Annotated in this window: 16 protein-coding genes; 2 read left to right on the forward strand and 14 right to left on the reverse strand. The window is 44.1% G+C overall.

Features of this window, described 5'->3' with window-relative positions; genetic code table 11:
- Positions 1-325 precede the first annotated feature (325 nt).
- The 10 genes from JYB87_RS13140 to JYB87_RS13185 all read right to left on the reverse strand — a co-directional run bounded on the left by JYB87_RS13140 (position 326) and on the right by JYB87_RS13185 (position 12060).
- Entirely contained in the window at positions 326-1222 is an 897-nt protein-coding gene (locus tag JYB87_RS13140) for an NAD-dependent epimerase/dehydratase family protein (RefSeq protein WP_207353930.1), read from the reverse strand.
- 22 nt (positions 1223-1244) lie between these two features.
- Positions 1245-2558, reverse strand: a complete 1314-nt coding sequence (gene rfbH, locus JYB87_RS13145) for a lipopolysaccharide biosynthesis protein RfbH (protein ID WP_207353931.1) — start codon at positions 2556-2558, stop codon at positions 1245-1247.
- A 79-nt stretch (positions 2559-2637) separates the two neighbouring features.
- The gene (gene rfbG / locus JYB87_RS13150; protein WP_228729868.1) at positions 2638-3723 is read right to left on the reverse strand and encodes a CDP-glucose 4,6-dehydratase; all 1086 of its coding nucleotides are present in this window, start codon (positions 3721-3723) and stop codon (positions 2638-2640) included.
- A 6-nt stretch (positions 3724-3729) separates the two neighbouring features.
- Positions 3730-4503, reverse strand: a complete 774-nt coding sequence (gene rfbF, locus JYB87_RS13155) for a glucose-1-phosphate cytidylyltransferase (protein WP_207353932.1) — start codon at positions 4501-4503, stop codon at positions 3730-3732.
- Between the two features lie 13 nt (positions 4504-4516).
- The gene (locus JYB87_RS13160) at positions 4517-5494 is read right to left on the reverse strand and encodes an FAD-binding oxidoreductase (RefSeq protein ID WP_207353933.1); all 978 of its coding nucleotides are present in this window, start codon (positions 5492-5494) and stop codon (positions 4517-4519) included.
- 29 nt (positions 5495-5523) lie between these two features.
- Positions 5524-6492, reverse strand: a complete 969-nt coding sequence (locus JYB87_RS13165; RefSeq protein WP_207353934.1) for a Wzz/FepE/Etk N-terminal domain-containing protein — start codon at positions 6490-6492, stop codon at positions 5524-5526.
- Between the two features lie 73 nt (positions 6493-6565).
- Positions 6566-9049 (reverse strand): SLBB domain-containing protein, encoded by a 2484-nt coding sequence (locus tag JYB87_RS13170; RefSeq protein WP_228729869.1) that lies wholly within the window; start codon positions 9047-9049, stop codon positions 6566-6568.
- Positions 9050-9405: 356 nt separating this feature from the next.
- Entirely contained in the window at positions 9406-9903 is a 498-nt protein-coding gene (rfaH, locus tag JYB87_RS13175) for a transcription/translation regulatory transformer protein RfaH (protein ID WP_207353935.1), read from the reverse strand.
- A 186-nt stretch (positions 9904-10089) separates the two neighbouring features.
- Positions 10090-11202 carry a response regulator gene (locus JYB87_RS13180; protein ID WP_207353936.1) on the reverse strand — a complete coding sequence of 371 codons (1113 nt, stop codon included), beginning with the start codon at positions 11200-11202 and terminating at the stop codon, positions 10090-10092.
- An 81-nt stretch (positions 11203-11283) separates the two neighbouring features.
- Positions 11284-12060, reverse strand: a complete 777-nt coding sequence (locus tag JYB87_RS13185; RefSeq protein WP_207353937.1) for an MlaA family lipoprotein — start codon at positions 12058-12060, stop codon at positions 11284-11286.
- A 207-nt stretch (positions 12061-12267) separates the two neighbouring features.
- On the opposite strand from JYB87_RS13185, the gene JYB87_RS13190 reads away from it, so the two are divergent.
- Positions 12268-14229 carry a hypothetical protein gene (locus JYB87_RS13190; protein WP_207353938.1) on the forward strand — a complete coding sequence of 654 codons (1962 nt, stop codon included), beginning with the start codon at positions 12268-12270 and terminating at the stop codon, positions 14227-14229.
- 15 nt (positions 14230-14244) lie between these two features.
- The gene (locus JYB87_RS13195) at positions 14245-14556 is read left to right on the forward strand and encodes an EscU/YscU/HrcU family type III secretion system export apparatus switch protein (protein WP_207353939.1); all 312 of its coding nucleotides are present in this window, start codon (positions 14245-14247) and stop codon (positions 14554-14556) included.
- 14 nt (positions 14557-14570) lie between these two features.
- Here the strand turns inward: JYB87_RS13195 and JYB87_RS13200 are convergent, their stop codons facing one another.
- Genes JYB87_RS13200 through JYB87_RS13215 form a run of 4 tightly spaced genes read right to left on the reverse strand, consistent with a single transcriptional unit; the run spans position 14571 to position 17306 of the window.
- Positions 14571-14972, reverse strand: coding sequence for a DUF2802 domain-containing protein (locus JYB87_RS13200; RefSeq protein WP_207356704.1), 402 nt, complete (start codon positions 14970-14972; stop codon positions 14571-14573).
- 34 nt (positions 14973-15006) lie between these two features.
- Positions 15007-15498 (reverse strand): chemotaxis protein CheW, encoded by a 492-nt coding sequence (locus tag JYB87_RS13205; RefSeq protein ID WP_207353940.1) that lies wholly within the window; start codon positions 15496-15498, stop codon positions 15007-15009.
- Between the two features lie 7 nt (positions 15499-15505).
- Positions 15506-16531, reverse strand: a complete 1026-nt coding sequence (locus JYB87_RS13210) for a chemotaxis protein CheW (RefSeq protein WP_207353941.1) — start codon at positions 16529-16531, stop codon at positions 15506-15508.
- A complete protein-coding gene (locus JYB87_RS13215) occupies positions 16515-17306 on the reverse strand; it encodes a ParA family protein (RefSeq protein ID WP_207353942.1) in 792 nt (263 codons plus the stop codon). Before JYB87_RS13215 ends, JYB87_RS13210 begins: the two co-directional genes overlap by 17 nt.
- Positions 17307-17339: the final 33 nt, after the last annotated feature.

The raw sequence follows: 17339 nt of genomic DNA on the forward strand, positions 1-17339 counted from the left end.
GCAGCACTCATGGCGTTACATATTACCAATATAAAACAACTAGCGTGCTCATAGTAATAACAAAGGAAATGTCAGCCTTAAATAAAATAGACAAAAAACTCAATCAACAATAAATTCAATTAAAAACCTTATTACTATGAATTATTATGAGAATATAAAATACTTTAATGCTAAATATTTAATTAGCGGCCGCTGTTGAGTTACACAACCATCAACAATTAAATAGCCAGAAAAAACAAAAGACAGACATTACAAATGTTTTGAGTTAGTGTTTTGCAATGCCAATCATGATAGCAATTAATTAAACCTCTGACATATACAATACCTAATTTACTAGTTTTTCAATTCCACGTTGGTAAGTGTGTTTTGCCTCCCACCCCAATGCGATTAAACTTTCATTCTTAGCATAAGAATTCAATATCTCATTTTTACGCGTAGGCATCGAGCCATATAAAATCTCAGTTTCTTTATTATTAAGGTGTTTTTTTAGATGTTCAATAAATGTGTAAAGAGGAATAGACTTTCCAGTACCGACTTGAAATTCTGCGTAACTTTCTAAGTTTTCATAAGGTGTTATTATTACAGTTAGGTAGGCACTTATCACGTCATCTATATATACTAAATCCCTTTTTTGTTTGCAATCTGTACATTCAACTTTTCTTTCATTCCTAACTAAGGCATCAAGAATAAAAGGGATGAACTTTTGACCACTATCACCGGGACCATAAACATGCTCAAGCCTCATATTTAAAAATTTCACGGGATGATTTTCAGAAATCAATTGTCCCCAGTTATTAAAACTTTTTTTAGTATAAATATAAGGTAGCATATATTGATAGTCGAACTCAGCTTTGGAAAAGTAGCTATCTGTATTAATAAACTTTTTTATACCCAGCTTAGCGCATAACTCAAGTAACTTTAGAGGTTTAACAACATTAGCATCTTCAACAGATGAAAATGATTCATTATTTCTTCCGTATGCTGTTGCAAGATGAACAACTGCATGAGGAATAACATCAAGCTTTTGTATGGTTTCTCTAATATTCTCCCATGTGCACCATACAATTTTATTTTTTTTGTATGGTGCATTATTTTTGAATGTCTTGCGAGACAAAGCAATGACAATGAATCCTTTTTCCAACAAAAGATTAACTAAATGACCACCTATAAAACCTGTTGCACCAGTTACAATGATAGTCTGGGAAGTTGGATTCATTGACATCGTATAGTCCTTTTAGTTTTCTTTAGAAGTTTACCCCAAAAAACTCTTCAAATTTCGCAATCACGTAATTTAAATGTTCTTTGGTTAATCCTGGATAGATACCCACCCAGAATGTTTGGTTCATAATACGGTCAGTGTTAGTCAATTCACCCACCACACGGTATTCACGACCTTCAAAGTAAGGCTGACGAGTCAAGTTACCGGCGAACAGTAAACGAGTGCCAACTTTGGCTTCATCGAGGAATTTAACCAGTTCAACACGGCTAACCCCGGCAGTTTCCTTCAATGTGATAGGGAAACCGAACCAAGAAGGTTCAGAGTTAGGGGTTGCTTCTGGCAGTTCTAAGAACTCAGCACAGCTGCTTAAACCCGCTTTCAAATAGGCGAAGTTGGCTTTACGTTGTGCTACAAACTCTTCGACGCGTTCAAGCTGTGCCAAACCACAGGCGGCTTGCATGTCGGTGATTTTCAGGTTGTAACCTAAATGAGAGTAAGTGTATTTGTGGTCGTAACCTGCTGGCAATGAACCCAGTTGTTGGCCAAAACGCTTACCGCAGGTGTTGTCACAACCCGGTGCGCAGTAACAATCACGGCCCCAATCACGGAAGGATTCGATAATCACTTTCAGCTCTTTAGACTTAGTGAATACCGCACCGCCCTCACCCATAGTGATGTGGTGTGCTGGGTAAAAACTCACGGTACCGATATCACCAAAAGTACCGACCATTTTGCCGTCATACTTGGTGCCTAAGGCATCACAACAATCTTCCACTAACCAAAGGTTGTATTTATCAGCAATTTTGCGAACTTCAGCAAGATTGAATGGGTTACCTAAGGTATGCGCCACCATGATCGCTTTAGTTTTTTCGGTCACCGCTGCTTCAATCAAGGCTGCATCGATGTTGTAAGTCGGAATATCAACGTCAACAAATACCGGAATGAGGCCGTTTTGAATACTTGGGTTAACGGTAGTTGGGAAACCAGCGGCAACTGTGATCACTTCATCGCCTGGTTTTAAAGCGCGGTCACCTAACTTGTGTGAGGTTAGCGCAGTTAGCGCCAGCAAGTTGGCAGAAGAGCCAGAAGTGGTGGTCAACACATGTGGCACGCCAATGTATTCACCCAGTTTTTTCTCAAACGCATCATTAAAACGACCGGTAGTTAACCAGCCATCCAGCGATGCCTCAACCATTAATTGCAGTTCTTTGGCACCAATGACTTTACCTGATGGCGGCACCACACTTTGCCCTGCCACGAACATTTTAGGTGCTAATGCTTGCTCAGCATATTTTCCAACCAACTCGGCAATTTGCTCTCGTAACTCTTGAGTGCTCATCAGTCTCAATTCCTATCGTTATTTTTTAAAATGTTGCTGCTGGTGAATTCAGTCAGCGTTATTGATTAATGCCAGTGAATTAGTTAATTCCCGCGGCACTCATGTAATCGCGGATTTCGCGCAACGTCACCTCACGCATGTTTTCATTGGCCAGCCATGCTTTGTGCCAACGAACGATGCGCGCTAAGGTGGCGTCTAAATCCCACTGCGGCTGCCAATTAAGGCGCATTTTAGCTTTGGAGCAATCCAGTTTTAAGTAGTGCGCTTCATGGGGGTGTTCCGCACCGTCGAGTTGCCATGTAGCGTCATCCCCCCAGAGCTGGGTCATTTTATTAACAATGTACTCAACCGGTTTAGCATCGTTGTCATTTGGACCAAAGTTCCAGCCTTCCGCAAATTCACAACCATGCAGGTACAGTTGCTGGGCAATCAAGATGTACCCAGAAAGCGGTTCCAACACGTGTTGCCACGGGCGAATGGAGTGCGGATTGCGAATAACTACCGGTTGAGATTGCTCAAATGACTTCAGAATATCTGGGATTAAACGGTCTTTTGCCCAGTCACCACCACCAATCACGTTACCGGCGCGCACGGACGCCAACGCAACGCCATGTTTGGCATAATCTTTTGGGTTAAAAAAGGAGTTACGGTAAGCCGATGCCACGAGCTCTGCACAGCCCTTACTGTTTGAATAAGGATCGTAACCGCCCATCGCTTCGTTTTCACGATAGCCCCAAACCCATTCACGGTTTTCATAGCACTTGTCGCTGGTGATATTCACCACGGCTTTAACGCCGCCGACGGCTCGAATGGCCTCAAGCACATAGACGGTGCCCATCACGTTGGTTGAGTAGGTTTCTACTGGGTCTTCGTAAGATAGGCGTACCAATGGCTGTGCGGCCATGTGAAATACGATTTCAGGCTTAAAATCTGCCATCGCTTGGCGCAGATGTAGGTGATCACGGATATCACCTTCCTCAGATAATAAACCTTGATTAACACCAGCTTGTTCAAATAAGCTCGGTGTTGTTGGCGCTGGCAACGAATAGCCACGCACCACTGCTCCCATCTCTGCTAACCACAGTGACAACCAACCGCCTTTAAACCCGGTATGTCCGGTGACAAAAACGCGTTTGCCCTGCCAAAATGCTTTATCAATTGCCAATGCTAATTACTCCCAGATTTTCCACGGCGCTTTATTTTCTTGCCACAGTTCTTCAAGGTAATGTTTATCGCGTAGCGTATCCATTGGCTGCCAAAAGCCGTCGTGCTCATAGGCCATCAATTGCCCTTGTTCTGCTAATTGCATTAGCGGCTTTTGTTCCCAGGTGGTCGCATCATTGTCGATAAGGTCAATCACTTTAGGGCTTAATACAAAAAAGCCGCCGTTAATCATCGCACCATCACCTTTTGGCTTTTCTTTGAATGACTTAACTTGGCCATTCTGCATGTCTAATGCACCGAAACGTCCTGGTGGGAAGGTGGCAGTTAACGTTGCTAACTTGCCATGTTTGCGGTGAAAATCGATAGTAGCTCCAATATTCACATCTGACACACCATCACCGTAGGTGAATAAAAATGCTTCTTCATCTTTCAGATGTTCAGCCACACGCTTCAAGCGGCCACCGGTCATTGAATGTTCACCAGTATCCACCAAGGTGACCTTCCATGGTTCAGCACGACGATGATGCACTTCCATATGGTTGTCACGCATGTTGAAGGTGACGTCAGACATGTGTAGGAAGTAGTTAGCAAAATACTCTTTAATTACATAGCCCTTGTAACCGCAGCAGATAATAAAATCATTAATCCCGTGGGCTGAGTACATTTTAAGAATATGCCAAAGGATAGGCTTGCCACCGATTTCAATCATCGGCTTTGGCTTAACCACTGTTTCTTCGCTGATACGAGTACCTAGGCCTCCAGCCAAAATTACTGCTTTCATTTAGTCACCATTTTTATTTTGATACGGTAAAAGCATCAGAGAAAAACTTTTTCTCTGATAATCCATAATTAACAAAGTCTGCTTTAGCGGCGTTAATCATTAGCGGCGAGCCGCAAGCATAAACACAGAAAGCAGAAAGGTCTGTAAAATCGCTGAGCACGGCTTGGTGTACCAGCCCGCTGCGCCCTTGCCAAGTAACGTCGTCTTCGGATACCACAGGCACAAATTTGATATGTGCATACTGAGATGCCCAATCGTTTGGCAAGGTACTGTAAAAATCAGCTGCGGTTCTCATCCCCCAGTAGATATGTATCTCGCGTTGGCTTTGTGCAGCAAGCAATTGTTCCACCATGGCTTTAACAGGCGCAAAGCCTGTACCACCCGCGAGAAAAATAATTGGGCGTTGGTCTTCACGCACAAAAAAAGTGCCTATTGGACCTTCAATGCGCATCAAGGTGTTGGGTGCCACTTCAACATTGAATAGCTGTTCACTCATTGCACCCGCTGGCACTTTTCTAATATGCAGCTCAATGCCTTCGGCACTATCAGCATTGGCAACGGAGTAACTCCGTACCAATCCGTTGTAATGCAGGTTGATGTATTGGCCGGCAAGGTAGCGAAAATTTGCCGTAGGAGGAAGACGAAATTTGAGGGTAAGAAACTCGCCGTTGTACTCCGCCGCCGAAACTTTAGCCGGGCTAATTTTCTTTGTAAGCTCGGCAAGCTCTGGAAAATACTCTGCCTCTATCGCTACTTCATTACTGTTCGCTTTACATTGGCAAGTAAGAAAGCTCTGTTGTGCTTCGTATACCTTCCCTTCAGTATCAATCACACTGCCAGCCAGCAGCTTTGATTCACATAAGCCACAAGAACCATTCTTGCAACTGTGTTCAAGTACCACTCCAGCGCTGAGTGCACTTTCAAGCAACGTAGCGTCTTGCGTTGCTTGAAAGTTAATGTCTGCGGGGAATAGGGTAATTTTTGATGTCATTAATGTTGTTCCAAAGCTATCGGTCGCACTTACTTTTCAGACTTGAAAAAATGTCTAACTAGTATGAAAAACACTGAAAAAATGCCACCCAATACCACGCCTAACACCACAATCAACGCGCGCTTTGGCTTAGCTTTTAGCTCAGGCACAACCGCTGGATCGATTGTTTTAAAAATGTACTCTTGGCGCACATTGGCAAACATAATGGTTTTGGCTTGCTCTTCGATCAGGTTAAACAGTACTGAACGGATATCTGCCACATTGGTTTGTTGAATTTGGTGATTCAGGTACTCAGTGCTTTTGGTGGCTTCTTCTACATCGCGGGTTTTCATTTCGCTATTGATGTCTTCAACCAACCAATCTACCCACTGTTTGGTGATGTATGGGGATTTGTGCTCTACCGCTATGGTCACCATGCTGGTTTTGGCATCGTTGGTCACAGTGATCAGTTTTTGAAACGCTAGATAGGCTTCTTGCAGTGAGGGCTTTGGCTGACGCGGCGGTTTTACGTTACGAACCCATGTTTGACTAGTGGCGTCATAAATTTCTGGGTCATAGACAACTTGGTTATTTGCAGAGTCCCATTTTTTATCTGCCATTAAATCTGGCAAGATTTGATGTTTTTCAATGAAAATACCAATAAATCGACGAGATTTTAAAACTTCGAGAGCCAATTGCGATTTATCAGCTTTATTACCGCCACCGAGATTAACTCCTGCAAGACTAGCAAGCCCTCCAAATTGACTTGCCAAGGCTGACAACCCCCCCCCCTGAGCTTCTGCCGCTGGCGCCAGAGTAGCTTCAGAGCGATATATATTCGGCAAATATAGTGCAACACAAACAGAAATGACTGCTGCAATAAATGTGGTGATAATTATCAGCCATTTACCTTGCCAAATCACATCAAATAACTCGCGAAGATCAATTTCATCGCGTGAATCAATTAACGCTGCTCTATAATCTTCTGACGTTGATATTGTTGTAGATGTATTAGCCATATTTAATAATGAATTCCATCAAATCTAACAGCAGGAAACAAGTCCACAATTCCCAAGTTCAAATTAACAAATTTTAAAGGTTAGCTATCGCTGCAAGCGCTACCGCTGAGTTATAGATAATCCCCGTAACCTGAGTCCACAATGACAAATTATCCTTATACTCAGTGTCTAAAGGCACGACTACTGTATCTCCTGGCGATAATTCGGTACCTCTTGAAAAGAATGAGTCATCTGGTAACTGAACCGCTCCATTAGCTTTAATGACGTATATCCGCTCTTCGTCAGCGCGTTTCCGAGTACCACCTGCCAATTTGATGTATTCTTCAACTCCTAATCCATCCTTAAAGATTAAGCTTGTTGGGTGTTGAACTTCACCAATTACAGATACGGTTTGTCTCTTCGCTGGTACGAACAGCATATCTTGGTCTTCGAGTTTTATATCCGCTTGTGCAACCCCTAAAGACAACGCTGGCAAATCGATCACCAATCGTCCAGTGGCGGGTACTTTCTCTAAATCAGCTAACATGTTCTGTGCGTCAGAGTAGCTAACGGTAGAGGTATTATCACTTAGGCCCTTCGCCGCTAAGTCTCGACGCAGTTGCTCTGCAAACCGTCTAATCTCAGCAGATTCTTTTTCCTTTAGAACTTCTCGTACGAAAACAGAAGCATATAAATCGGCTGAATCTGTATAGCCACCCGCGCGTTGTAGCACGGCTTCGAGAGTTTCACCACGTTGAATACTGTAAGTGCCAGGGAATTTGACTTCACCACGAATGGTCACCCAACGAGTGTCTTGCCAATCAGGCAAGGTTCTTACGGTGATTGTGTCGCGGCTGATAAGTTTGACATCACTGTTAACATCGCTTTGAAGCAACTCTTGAAGATTCAATTGATGATGCTCGATTGACACACCATTTTCGTTGGAAATTACTTGGCGAGTTAATTCTGCACTAAGCGTGTAGGCACCTTCTTTTAATCCACCGGCAGCTACGATAAGACTCTTTACAGACGCTCCAGCAGAAATTGGATACTCACCTGAAAAACGAACATTACCGTTAATATGAGCCGTCAATATCGGCGCACCAAGACGGCTTTGTGAACGCAGTTTAGCTAAGATGGGCTCAAGCAACGTGGTACGTTCTGCGTAATCAAATACGACTAATTTATCTCTAGGTTGTAAAGAAAGGTTATCAGCAGAGTCAGGGTGCGAGATTGCATTACCTAAATTGAACTGCAGAACCTCAATGTCCCCCCTAGTATTTGTTTCACGCACAACCAAGGCATAATCGAGATCCGCTTTAAGGGTTAAGTCTTCCCAAATAGACGGAAGCATTTCAGCCACTTTTAGGCCTTGGTGCCATTGGTAATCACCAGGACGAACGACAGCGCCAAAGACGGATATCGCGTTATCGATTCTGTTAGTCGATGATTTTACTCGAATAAGGTCACCATTACTTAATGTGGTGCTTAACGCAGTGCTGTTTGTCAAATCGATTGAAACAATGGTTTTAGCAGTCGAAGAACCATAACGCTCAATAGTACTGAGTTTTGGATAAGCACCTGGCTTCAAACCGCTCGCCATCTTAATTACGTCAGCGACAGTTTCTCCCGCTTTCAATTCGAATACTGCTGGGCGACGGATTTCGCCAGTAATTGAAACAAGATTTCCGACAGGCGCGATATAGATGACATCACCGGAGAGTAGGCGGACGTCTTTGGATGCATCACCGTTCAGCAACAAATCATACACATCGAAGTGCGTAACGACTCGGCCAGCTCGCTTTACCTGTATGTCACGTAATGAACCTATTTCGTTTACACCACCCGAAACATACAACGCTTGCGTTAACGTTGACAAACTTGAAACAGTATAAGAGCCTGGTTTGTAGGCTTCACCAGCAATGAAAATTCTGATTGAACGAAGTTCACCCATGGTGATACTTACATCCACACCGATCATTGAGGTTTTTACTCTTTCAGTAATCAGATTTTTCGATTCTGAAAAGCTGAGCCCTGCTAGTGTTATTGGCCCCAACTCTGGAAAATTGATATTGCCATCTCGTTGAACAGTTAAATCAAAATTACTATTTTCTTTGCCAAAGATTTGAACCTTCAAGCTATCGCCTGGACCGACCATATATTCAGCTGGCACTGGCACATCCGATACGGGGGCAAATGTAGTAGGCGCGTTGCTAAAGAGCGCGTAGCCAAAACGCTCTAATGAAGTTTCTTTTCGTCTATCAAGTTGCTCAACTTTTACTTCTGACTTTGTCTGTTCTAACGTTGCTTCATCTTCAGACGTGTTTACATCAGCTTTGACAACTTCACTTCGACCAGTCACAACCGGTGGATTAGTTACTTCACTATTCCCGGAACCAGATTTTAGGCTATTAAGATTCACACCATATTGACTCGCAATTCTTTCCTGTTCAGATTTTGGCAGGTTTTTGAATTGTTGCGCCATTTGAGGGGATATTTCGACTGCAAACAGTTGAAAGCTCATCATCATTAGTAGGCTAATGACGAATATTTGTATTTTATTTGCTACGAGCGACACTCGATAATCTCCATCAATTAAAGTGTAACATCATTAAGTTAAAGCTTTTAAATCAGCGATATAGCGCGACATAATTTGTTAAAACTGGATTCGCAAGCGCGAAATCCCGAATTGATATTTGAATAGTTAGATATAAGTAAAAAAATCGGCAGTCAGCCACATTAGTGATTAGCGCCAATGATTTGTTCACAACAGCGTGATTTTTAACGAACGTTTAAACACTGAGGTGTTTTAGGCACGCTACCGCCCATGGATTTTGGCTTCCAACACGCCCCACATACCGTATTTTTATTTTGCGCCCATAAAAAAATAATCAATTGATTGATTTTATGGGTTTATATTTTTACAGAGAGCTACTAAGCCGAAACGCGCTCTACATCGCTCAACGCATAATCGATCGACTGCATCTTACCCAGAATTTCAAACAACACTTTACAGCGCTGTTGGCTATTACGTTCGAGGAAAACCCCTTGAAGCTCACGAAACGGTCCGGCGATAAATCTGACCTTGTCACCAGCAACGAGCGAATTATCAACAGTAACTGGCGCAGTTAGCTCTTGACGCTTCAATTGAGTAATTAATATGTCGTTCAAAGGGATAGGCTGTTCTTTACAATCAACCAACCTTGAAACTCCACGAGTGGAATGTATTTTGGCCACGCTAAAATCGGCTGGATCAAAATTCACAAACAGATAATTTGGGAAAAGCGGGGATTTTTTGACAACTGAAAGGCCTTTTTCCTGCTTCTCCACCTTGATCATCGGCAGATAGGTTTCTAATCCTTGCATCCCGAGGTTAAGTTGAGCGCGTTGCTCACTTTTGGGCTTGCAATAAAGTAGATACCAACCTTTCATATAACGCTCACTTCACTGTTTTGGGGTAGATGTCCTATCTAGTGCTCGGCATCATAGCAAAGTTGCATCGGGGAGGGAAAGACCAAAGTCGAAGGAAATTTACTGAATGTTTATTACGTCATTGTTTTTGATAAAAGTGTATTTATTTTAGCCATTAACTATGAATAAATAGCTAGATAATCGGCATTATTGCTCATTCGCAATCGATAGTTGAAAATACCCACCAAGCGGCAAATCAGGGCGATATTCTACGCCGGAAAAGTGATTTCTTGCGATAAAATCCTTGTCTTTGCAATTTCGTGACATAACGCAGATTTTTTCATCTTTTCTCAACTCGCGAGCATGGCCTTGGCAATCTCCCCAATCGAGTAGACCGAGCTGAATAGTGGCTGGTAACATCAAGGGTGTAAATTCTTGTTGCTGCCGTAGATAGCACCTCAATCCACTGCCTGCTTGCGCAAGTCTCACAGTTTGAGTGGCAGCCTTATATACCACGAGTACAATATCTGTATAAAAACCCATGCCAGAATGCACCAATCGTTGATTGATGTACCCCAGCATTTTGCACGGTTCTATCAGCTGCTTGTGCTTTTTCAACTCTTGGGCACTTTGGTGCACAAAACTTCTCAGCAAAACACTGGCGAAGGCTGCACGATTATCTTCTGGATAAAAGTGTGCCATGTACATCACAATATGCTCCGTATCTACAGGCTCAGAATCGATAAAATATGGCGTGACATTGTCCCCAGTGAACAGGCTATATTCAAATTCTGCGTGTTGATAAGTTACAGAAGAGACAGGGAATAACTGTTGTTGTACGCTTTTTGCGGCGTTTGCGTTGTGTTCCAGTAACGACAGGTGCTCATTCAATTCTTGGTAGGATAACGCATCCAACTCTTGTGCAAGATTACCGTTACCGTGTTGCACAACCCGCAAACTTTCCGACAGAGCATGCTCGATTTGGTAGAGATCTGAGATGGGTTTCACGAGATAGTCCGAAGCACCATACCTTAACGCATCGGATACGATTGACATCTGTTGGTTACCAGACATCACTACCGCTGGAATGTTCGCCCCAGCCTCTGCGAGCTCTTGCAGTAGCTCTAAGCCACTCATATTTGGCATGGTTAAGTCAGACAGAAGTACATCGAAGCTATCGGTAAAAAATTGTGCTAATGCCACTTCGCCGTCGCTTGCTTCAGTCACAAGCGCACCGCGACTTCTCAGAAAAGACGCAACAATGTTACGAAAGACAGGGTCGTCTTCAACTAGCAAAACTTTTACTGCATCAAGCGTCATACAATTTCCTACATTGCTGACGTGACACACAATAAGTACTAAAACACCTTGCTAGGGTTTTCTAGGACGACAATTGTGTAACTACTCCAGCTCCTGCATATACTGGTCGAGCAACTCATCATCATTGTCCTTTTTAGATGGTATTTTACCGTCATACAGCTTGTAATCCACATACTGGATATACGCATCCTTGACGAAGCTGTAAGGGTCGAGTGCATTATCAACTAATCGTTCTTGATCTACCGCTGCGGCACGAGCACTAAGCCCCTTTAACCCCCAACGTAGAACCGTTTGCCAAAGGCTAAACTCTGACAATGGGAAGTATAGACTATCTACCCAATCTGTTGTTATTTCACGGGTCACATAAGGCCCCATAAATGGCGCCATAAAGTAAGGGCCATTCGGCACACCGTAATAACCGAGTACTTCGTTAAACTCATCTTGTTTACGTGGCATTCCCATCATATCGGCAACATCAATAACACCCAATATCCCAACAGTGGTATTTACCACAAAGCGGCCACCCGCATTGGCGGCCCAATGCCATTTCCCCTGCAAGGTGTTGTTTACCAGAGAGCTTGGTTCTTCAAGATTTTGCAAGAAATTATCGACCCCAGTTTTGACAGGGACAGGCACATAATTTCTGTAGCCATGCGCAACAGGTCGCGCGACATATTTATCCAAGTAGTTGTAGTTGAAATTCCACATAGCCCTGTTGAATCCTTCCAAAGGGTCACGCGGATCGTTGTAGGTGATTGATACAGACTTTTGCTCCACTGCATTTTGCTGCCCGTCAGCAAATACTGAACTGTTGCAGGTTAATAATGCGGCGACAAGCCATAGCCGATGGAATTTCATATCACGCTCTTATGTCGAAGTTACTACAAATAATACTGGAGTTAGCTCAAGGATGTTGTCGATAATGACGATAATATTCTTAGCGGTAATGGACACGGTATCCCTAATCGCGGCCACAGTTATAGGATACTGCTCAAGTTGATTAGGTCAAATCGATATTTTTATAAACCTGCATAAAACTGTCTGTTAAAATGGTAATTTGAAACAATGAAATCAGTTAGTGAAACAATACCGATTCCTTTGCAACAATCTGTAAGTAATGCAGATGGCAACAAGACAGCCCCGTTATTGCCGGTGAGTATCACGTCACCCGCAGGTTCATCAGCTGTGGAACTTGTCCTTCAAGGGCAACGCTTCGAGCTTATCAATAGCCCCCTAGTCGAAACGGTCAGGCAACAGCTTCTAGGTGAATCCAGCCTTATTCGCGTATCAAATTTGGCGCAACAACCGATGCAAGCCACATTGTTGCAACTGGGAGAAAAAGTTGTATTAGCGGTTCCCAAAGAACTTTTAAGTAGCGCAAAATTAACCCAAACGGAATTTGCCGAATTGCAAACGCTGGCAAAGCGCCCCCAAGGTTACCCATTACCCGTCGCCACCATCGATAGCGGCAAACTATCTTTTCCCGCAGGAAAGAGTATGACGCTTCCGGCGAGCGTTCAGCTTGTCAACGGTGACTATGCCGCAAAAATCACCTTCGTTAATAATCGGTTATCACTGGAACTTCGACCAATCCAAAACGAGTTCCAAGTACAGCTCGCTCCAGCTAAGCCCACAAGTACTGTTGCAGATACATCCACAAATTTAGTAGCCGATAAAGCCAGTCAATCTATCGTGGTTGCAAAAAATGATCTTTCCCAAGTATCAGCAAGTTGGTTGCACAAACTGGAGCGAACACCATGGCATAGCAGCTTGAGCACGACGACGCAGACACAGCTGTCGCTGCACATGTCTAAAGATGACATCATCAACCTTGGAAACGCCAATAGGCCGCTATCAACAACGCAAACTGCACCTACGCCGTCTGAACAGTACCGTGCTACTCAGCATCAAGCTGACAGTGCGACGATTAAACAAACGCCGATACCTTCTTCTGCCCTTGATCAAACGAATCAGCAGAAAGCTGACAGTGCGACGATTAAACAAACGCCGATACCTTCATCTGCCCTCGATCAAACGAATCAGCAGAGAGCTGACAGCAACGTCAATGTGAACGTCCGCCTGAGCAACAATCTAAGTGTTAATAAAATTAACGTTCAGCCAGTCACCTTTGGTAACGATTTTACGTCTCAAGTACCGGAGTCCAAGCCAACGACAGAGACTGATGATAAAGCAGAGCTGAATAACAATCTGATGTTAGCCAAAGCCTTAAATAAGATGGGACTCGCCGCGCAAACTGAAGCGGTAGCCCTGCCGAAGCAGAGTTTGGCGACTGCGCTGATGAAAGCACTGCCAGCGTTAACGCCAGCGCTATTAACCGAATTGGTAGACCCTGACAAACTTCAGCAGGAACTAACTGCGTCGCTCAACTTCCAGCCGGTGCGAGTATTCACCACTCCACCCAGTTCACAAAGTGATGCTATTGCCTTCATGTTTCAGCTGTTACTCGGCGCGAAGCCCAATACAACCGCTTCATCCGACAAAATCAGTCAGCGGCTAAAGCAATACCTTGAAGCTTTGCAAAATAGTAGCGGGATAGGAGGCAAATTGCTCGAAGCCTTAGAGCGTAACCGAGGGCTTGAAAGTATGAGCCATCTAGTGAATTCAATTCGACTGTTTCAACAGTCATCACACGAGATTGCAGGACAAGGTTTTTACTTTGCTCTCCCGTATCAATTAGATAATCACACCGAGCAATTTGAAGGCAAGTTTGAATATGAAGATCAGCAAGCTAAAAACCAGCAAGCCAAAGGGTGGCGTCTACAACTTAAATTCGCATTAACCAGCGGTACCATGTTGGTCAACGCTTTTATTCAAGGTAAATCGTTGCGGCTCGAATTGACCAGTAGCTGTGAGTCGCTGCTGCAACGCATCACGACTTTTGAATCACTGCTGTCTAACAAGCTTTCTCAAGTGGGGTTTCAGGTCGACAATATTAAAACTACCATGGGCAATGTTCCCGCCAGTGTGTTACCGGGCGATCATGTCTTAGTCAAAGTACAGGTATAGGTTTTAGGTACAGTCATGAGTAATGAATCTAAACGCCCCAAGCAAGCGACAGCCTTGTTTTACGATGGAAAATCAGCACCGCAGATCACCGCGCAAGGGAAAGCGTTACTGGCAGAAGAGATTATTGCGCTCGCCAAAGATGCAGGAGTATTTATTCATGAAGATGAGCATTTAAGTAACTTTTTACAAATGCTTGAAATAGGAGAAGAAATTCCAAAAGAACTTTATTTACTCATCGCTGAGTTAATTGCCTTTGTCTATATGCTAGACGGTAAATTTCCAGAACAATGGAATAACTTGCATCAGAAAGTCATGGCCAAAGCCTAAGCGCGATGAAATCATTATTTGGCGTGCAGTCGCAATAGTAGCTCTGCTTCTGCTTTAGGTAGCTCACATTCGCGCATCAATTCATCAACCCCAGCACCCAATTGCACCATTTTTATGGCGCGACTATACATGCGCGCTTGGGGTTCCTGCTGAATAGCCTCATCAAGTCGAGCGTTTTGCGACGACAACTGTTTTTCAATGTCGATCACCCGTCGACCTACACCAATGGTGCCATTACGTAATTCGTGTACTTCTTTACGTAATGAATCTCGATGTTTATCAGCGTCTTTGACCAACAGCGTCAAAGCATCAACCTTGGCTTTTAACTGTCGGCTTTGTTTACGTTGAACAAGGACTAATGCCACCACGAGGGCAATACACACTGCAACTAAGGCAATTAACAGCTCATCGCCTATCATTGGCGGCAACTCCTTTGTCATCCAATCACAATTACAACTGAGAAATTTCAGCCCACTCTTCATCAGAGAGCAGTTTATCGAGGTCAACCAAAATCAACAGCTCTTCACCGCGGTTGCTCACACCCTGAATGAACTTGGCACTTTCTTCTGTACCCACATTAGGTGCGTTATCAATTTCAGAACGTCGCAGATAGACCACTTCAGCAACGCTATCAACCAAGATACCGATGACCTGCTTTTCCGCTTCAATAATCACGATACGGGTAGAATCATCCACCTCTGCAGAAGGCAAGCCAAAACGCGAACGCGTGTCGATAACCGTGACAACATTACCGCGCAGGTTAATAATCCCTAGCACGTAATGCGGTGCACCAGGCACTGGCGCAATTTCGGTATGACGCAGCACTTCCTGCACTTGCATCACGTTGATACCGTAGGTTTCGTTATCCAACTTAAAGGTTACCCACTGGAGCACGGCATCATCTTTTGCCGCTACGGCAGCCACGTTTCTTGATTCAGTCATAATTACCTCAGTTTATTGGATCTTGACAACCCAAACCGGCATTTAGCATCTCGATCAACGCCTGAACATGCAAAATGCCACACATTTGCTCTTTTACTACCCCAGCCAACCAAGGGCGTTTACCCGCTTTTCCACGCCAGTTTACTTGGGACTTATCAATTTTTACCGCATTAATCAGGGACTCACATGCAAGTCCCCAATTGCTATTTTCTAATACTACAAGATATTGATATTTTACGGATTGCGCCAGTTTCTCATCGTATTTTTCTGGCATAACCCATGCGGCGGTATTCACTAAGTTGAGCTGAGTCTCACGATATTGTTGTACACCTAAAAACCACTTAGGACGCCCAATAATATGGTTGATATGCTCAACTTGAACGATGCCGCCCAAACTAATCAAAGGCACCGCCAAGGTTAACCCCGCGACTTTAAAAAAAAGTACTTGGAACTCTTCATCCAACTGTTCATCAAGCGCCGGTGGTAACGCAGGAGGTGTCGCTGCCGTTTGCGTTACCGGCGTCACCTCGACGTCAACGGCCTTACGCTGTTCTTTAATTATTGCAGCAGTTGGATTTTCAGCAATTTTTTCAGCAACTTTTACTGTTGGTGAAACCTCAAGTGTGGCCTTTTCTGCCAATTCAATGTTAGCTTTAGGCTTTACTTCTGCCGCAGCAGCCACTGTCGCAACTTCGGGTACCACACTTGAGAGCAATTTTTCTAAAGCTTGCTTATCTAATGTTGCCCGCGCAAGTTTACTTTCTACGTCAATGTGTGGCGTTACCACAGCAGCAGGTTGTTGCTTCTCAACAACATTGAGTTTAGGTTTTGCAATTGCTACATCAACAGACTCAACTGCGGGCATGTCAACCACTACACTGGCTGTCGCTTCGGATAACTTAGCAGCCATTGGCGCAGCAGTCGCAATGGGGCTTGAAACCTGCTCAGGCGCTGCTTCTCGCTGAACGTCATCAGGCTCGGCGAGTAACAAGCTAAAGTAATCAAAAACAGTTTGATCAACCGATTTTGACATGAGCAAACTCCCCGTTCTGCAAGTAGTCGAGTAAGCGTTCATACGCCTTAACACCGCGGGATTGCGGCGCATAATGAGAAGCAGGTAGGTGTGCTAAGCTAGCATCTCTAAATTTGGTATCGACAGGAATCACATCCGGCCACAATTTATCACCATAGACTTCACTCAAATGTTGCAGTGCAGCTGGCGATGCCTTGGTACGACGATCGTACATCGTGGGTATAATGGAAAAACTATAACGAATCTTCTTTGAGCGCCCCATGAGTTCCATCGTCTTAATCATCCGATCTAAGCCTTTTATGGCCAAGAATTCGGTTTGCACTGGCACAACAATATGATCGCTTGCAGCCAAGGCGTTTACCATCAATACCCCGAGTACTGGTGGACAATCCACTAACGCCACGTCGTAGTCTTCGGCCAATAATTTGACGAGGTTTCGCAGCACAAGCCCCATCCCCTCTTGATGACCAAGCGAACGGTCAAGCGTTGCTAACGCCATCGTAGCGGGCAACAGATCAATGCCATCAACAGATGTGGGCACAATGTGTTGTTTGATAAGCTCGCGCGATAAGGTTTGATGTGCAAGAAATACATCGTAAAGGGAACTAGGGATCTCTTCCGAATCAATACCGAGATAATATCCAAGCGAAGCATGCGGATCTGTATCGATCATCAATACCCGTCTACCACGCGCAGCTAATACGCCGGCGAGACTGGCAACAGTGGTGGTTTTACCTACGCCACCTTTTTGATTCGCTATGGTCCAGACGTTCACTTCTAGGCCCCTTGTACTATGAGTTCGCCAATA

This window comes from Shewanella avicenniae (assembly GCF_017354945.1).
GTDB classification, from domain to species: domain Bacteria; phylum Pseudomonadota; class Gammaproteobacteria; order Enterobacterales; family Shewanellaceae; genus Shewanella; species Shewanella avicenniae.

Coding starts and splice junctions, on each gene's coding strand:
- rfaH (WP_207353935.1), bottom strand. CDS start 9,903: ATGAAAGGTTGGTATCTACTTTATTGCAAGCCCAAAAGTGAGCAACGC.
- JYB87_RS13160 (WP_207353933.1), bottom strand. CDS start 5,494: ATGACATCAAAAATTACCCTATTCCCCGCAGACATTAACTTTCAAGCA.
- rfbH (WP_207353931.1), bottom strand. CDS start 2,558: ATGAGCACTCAAGAGTTACGAGAGCAAATTGCCGAGTTGGTTGGAAAA.
- JYB87_RS13165 (WP_207353934.1), bottom strand. CDS start 6,492: ATGGCTAATACATCTACAACAATATCAACGTCAGAAGATTATAGAGCA.
- JYB87_RS13195 (WP_207353939.1), top strand. CDS start 14,245: ATGAGTAATGAATCTAAACGCCCCAAGCAAGCGACAGCCTTGTTTTAC.
- JYB87_RS13140 (WP_207353930.1), bottom strand. CDS start 1,222: ATGTCAATGAATCCAACTTCCCAGACTATCATTGTAACTGGTGCAACA.
- rfbF (WP_207353932.1), bottom strand. CDS start 4,503: ATGAAAGCAGTAATTTTGGCTGGAGGCCTAGGTACTCGTATCAGCGAA.
- JYB87_RS13180 (WP_207353936.1), bottom strand. CDS start 11,202: ATGACGCTTGATGCAGTAAAAGTTTTGCTAGTTGAAGACGACCCTGTC.
- JYB87_RS13205 (WP_207353940.1), bottom strand. CDS start 15,498: ATGACTGAATCAAGAAACGTGGCTGCCGTAGCGGCAAAAGATGATGCC.
- JYB87_RS13210 (WP_207353941.1), bottom strand. CDS start 16,531: ATGTCAAAATCGGTTGATCAAACTGTTTTTGATTACTTTAGCTTGTTA.
- JYB87_RS13190 (WP_207353938.1), top strand. CDS start 12,268: ATGAAATCAGTTAGTGAAACAATACCGATTCCTTTGCAACAATCTGTA.
- JYB87_RS13185 (WP_207353937.1), bottom strand. CDS start 12,060: ATGAAATTCCATCGGCTATGGCTTGTCGCCGCATTATTAACCTGCAAC.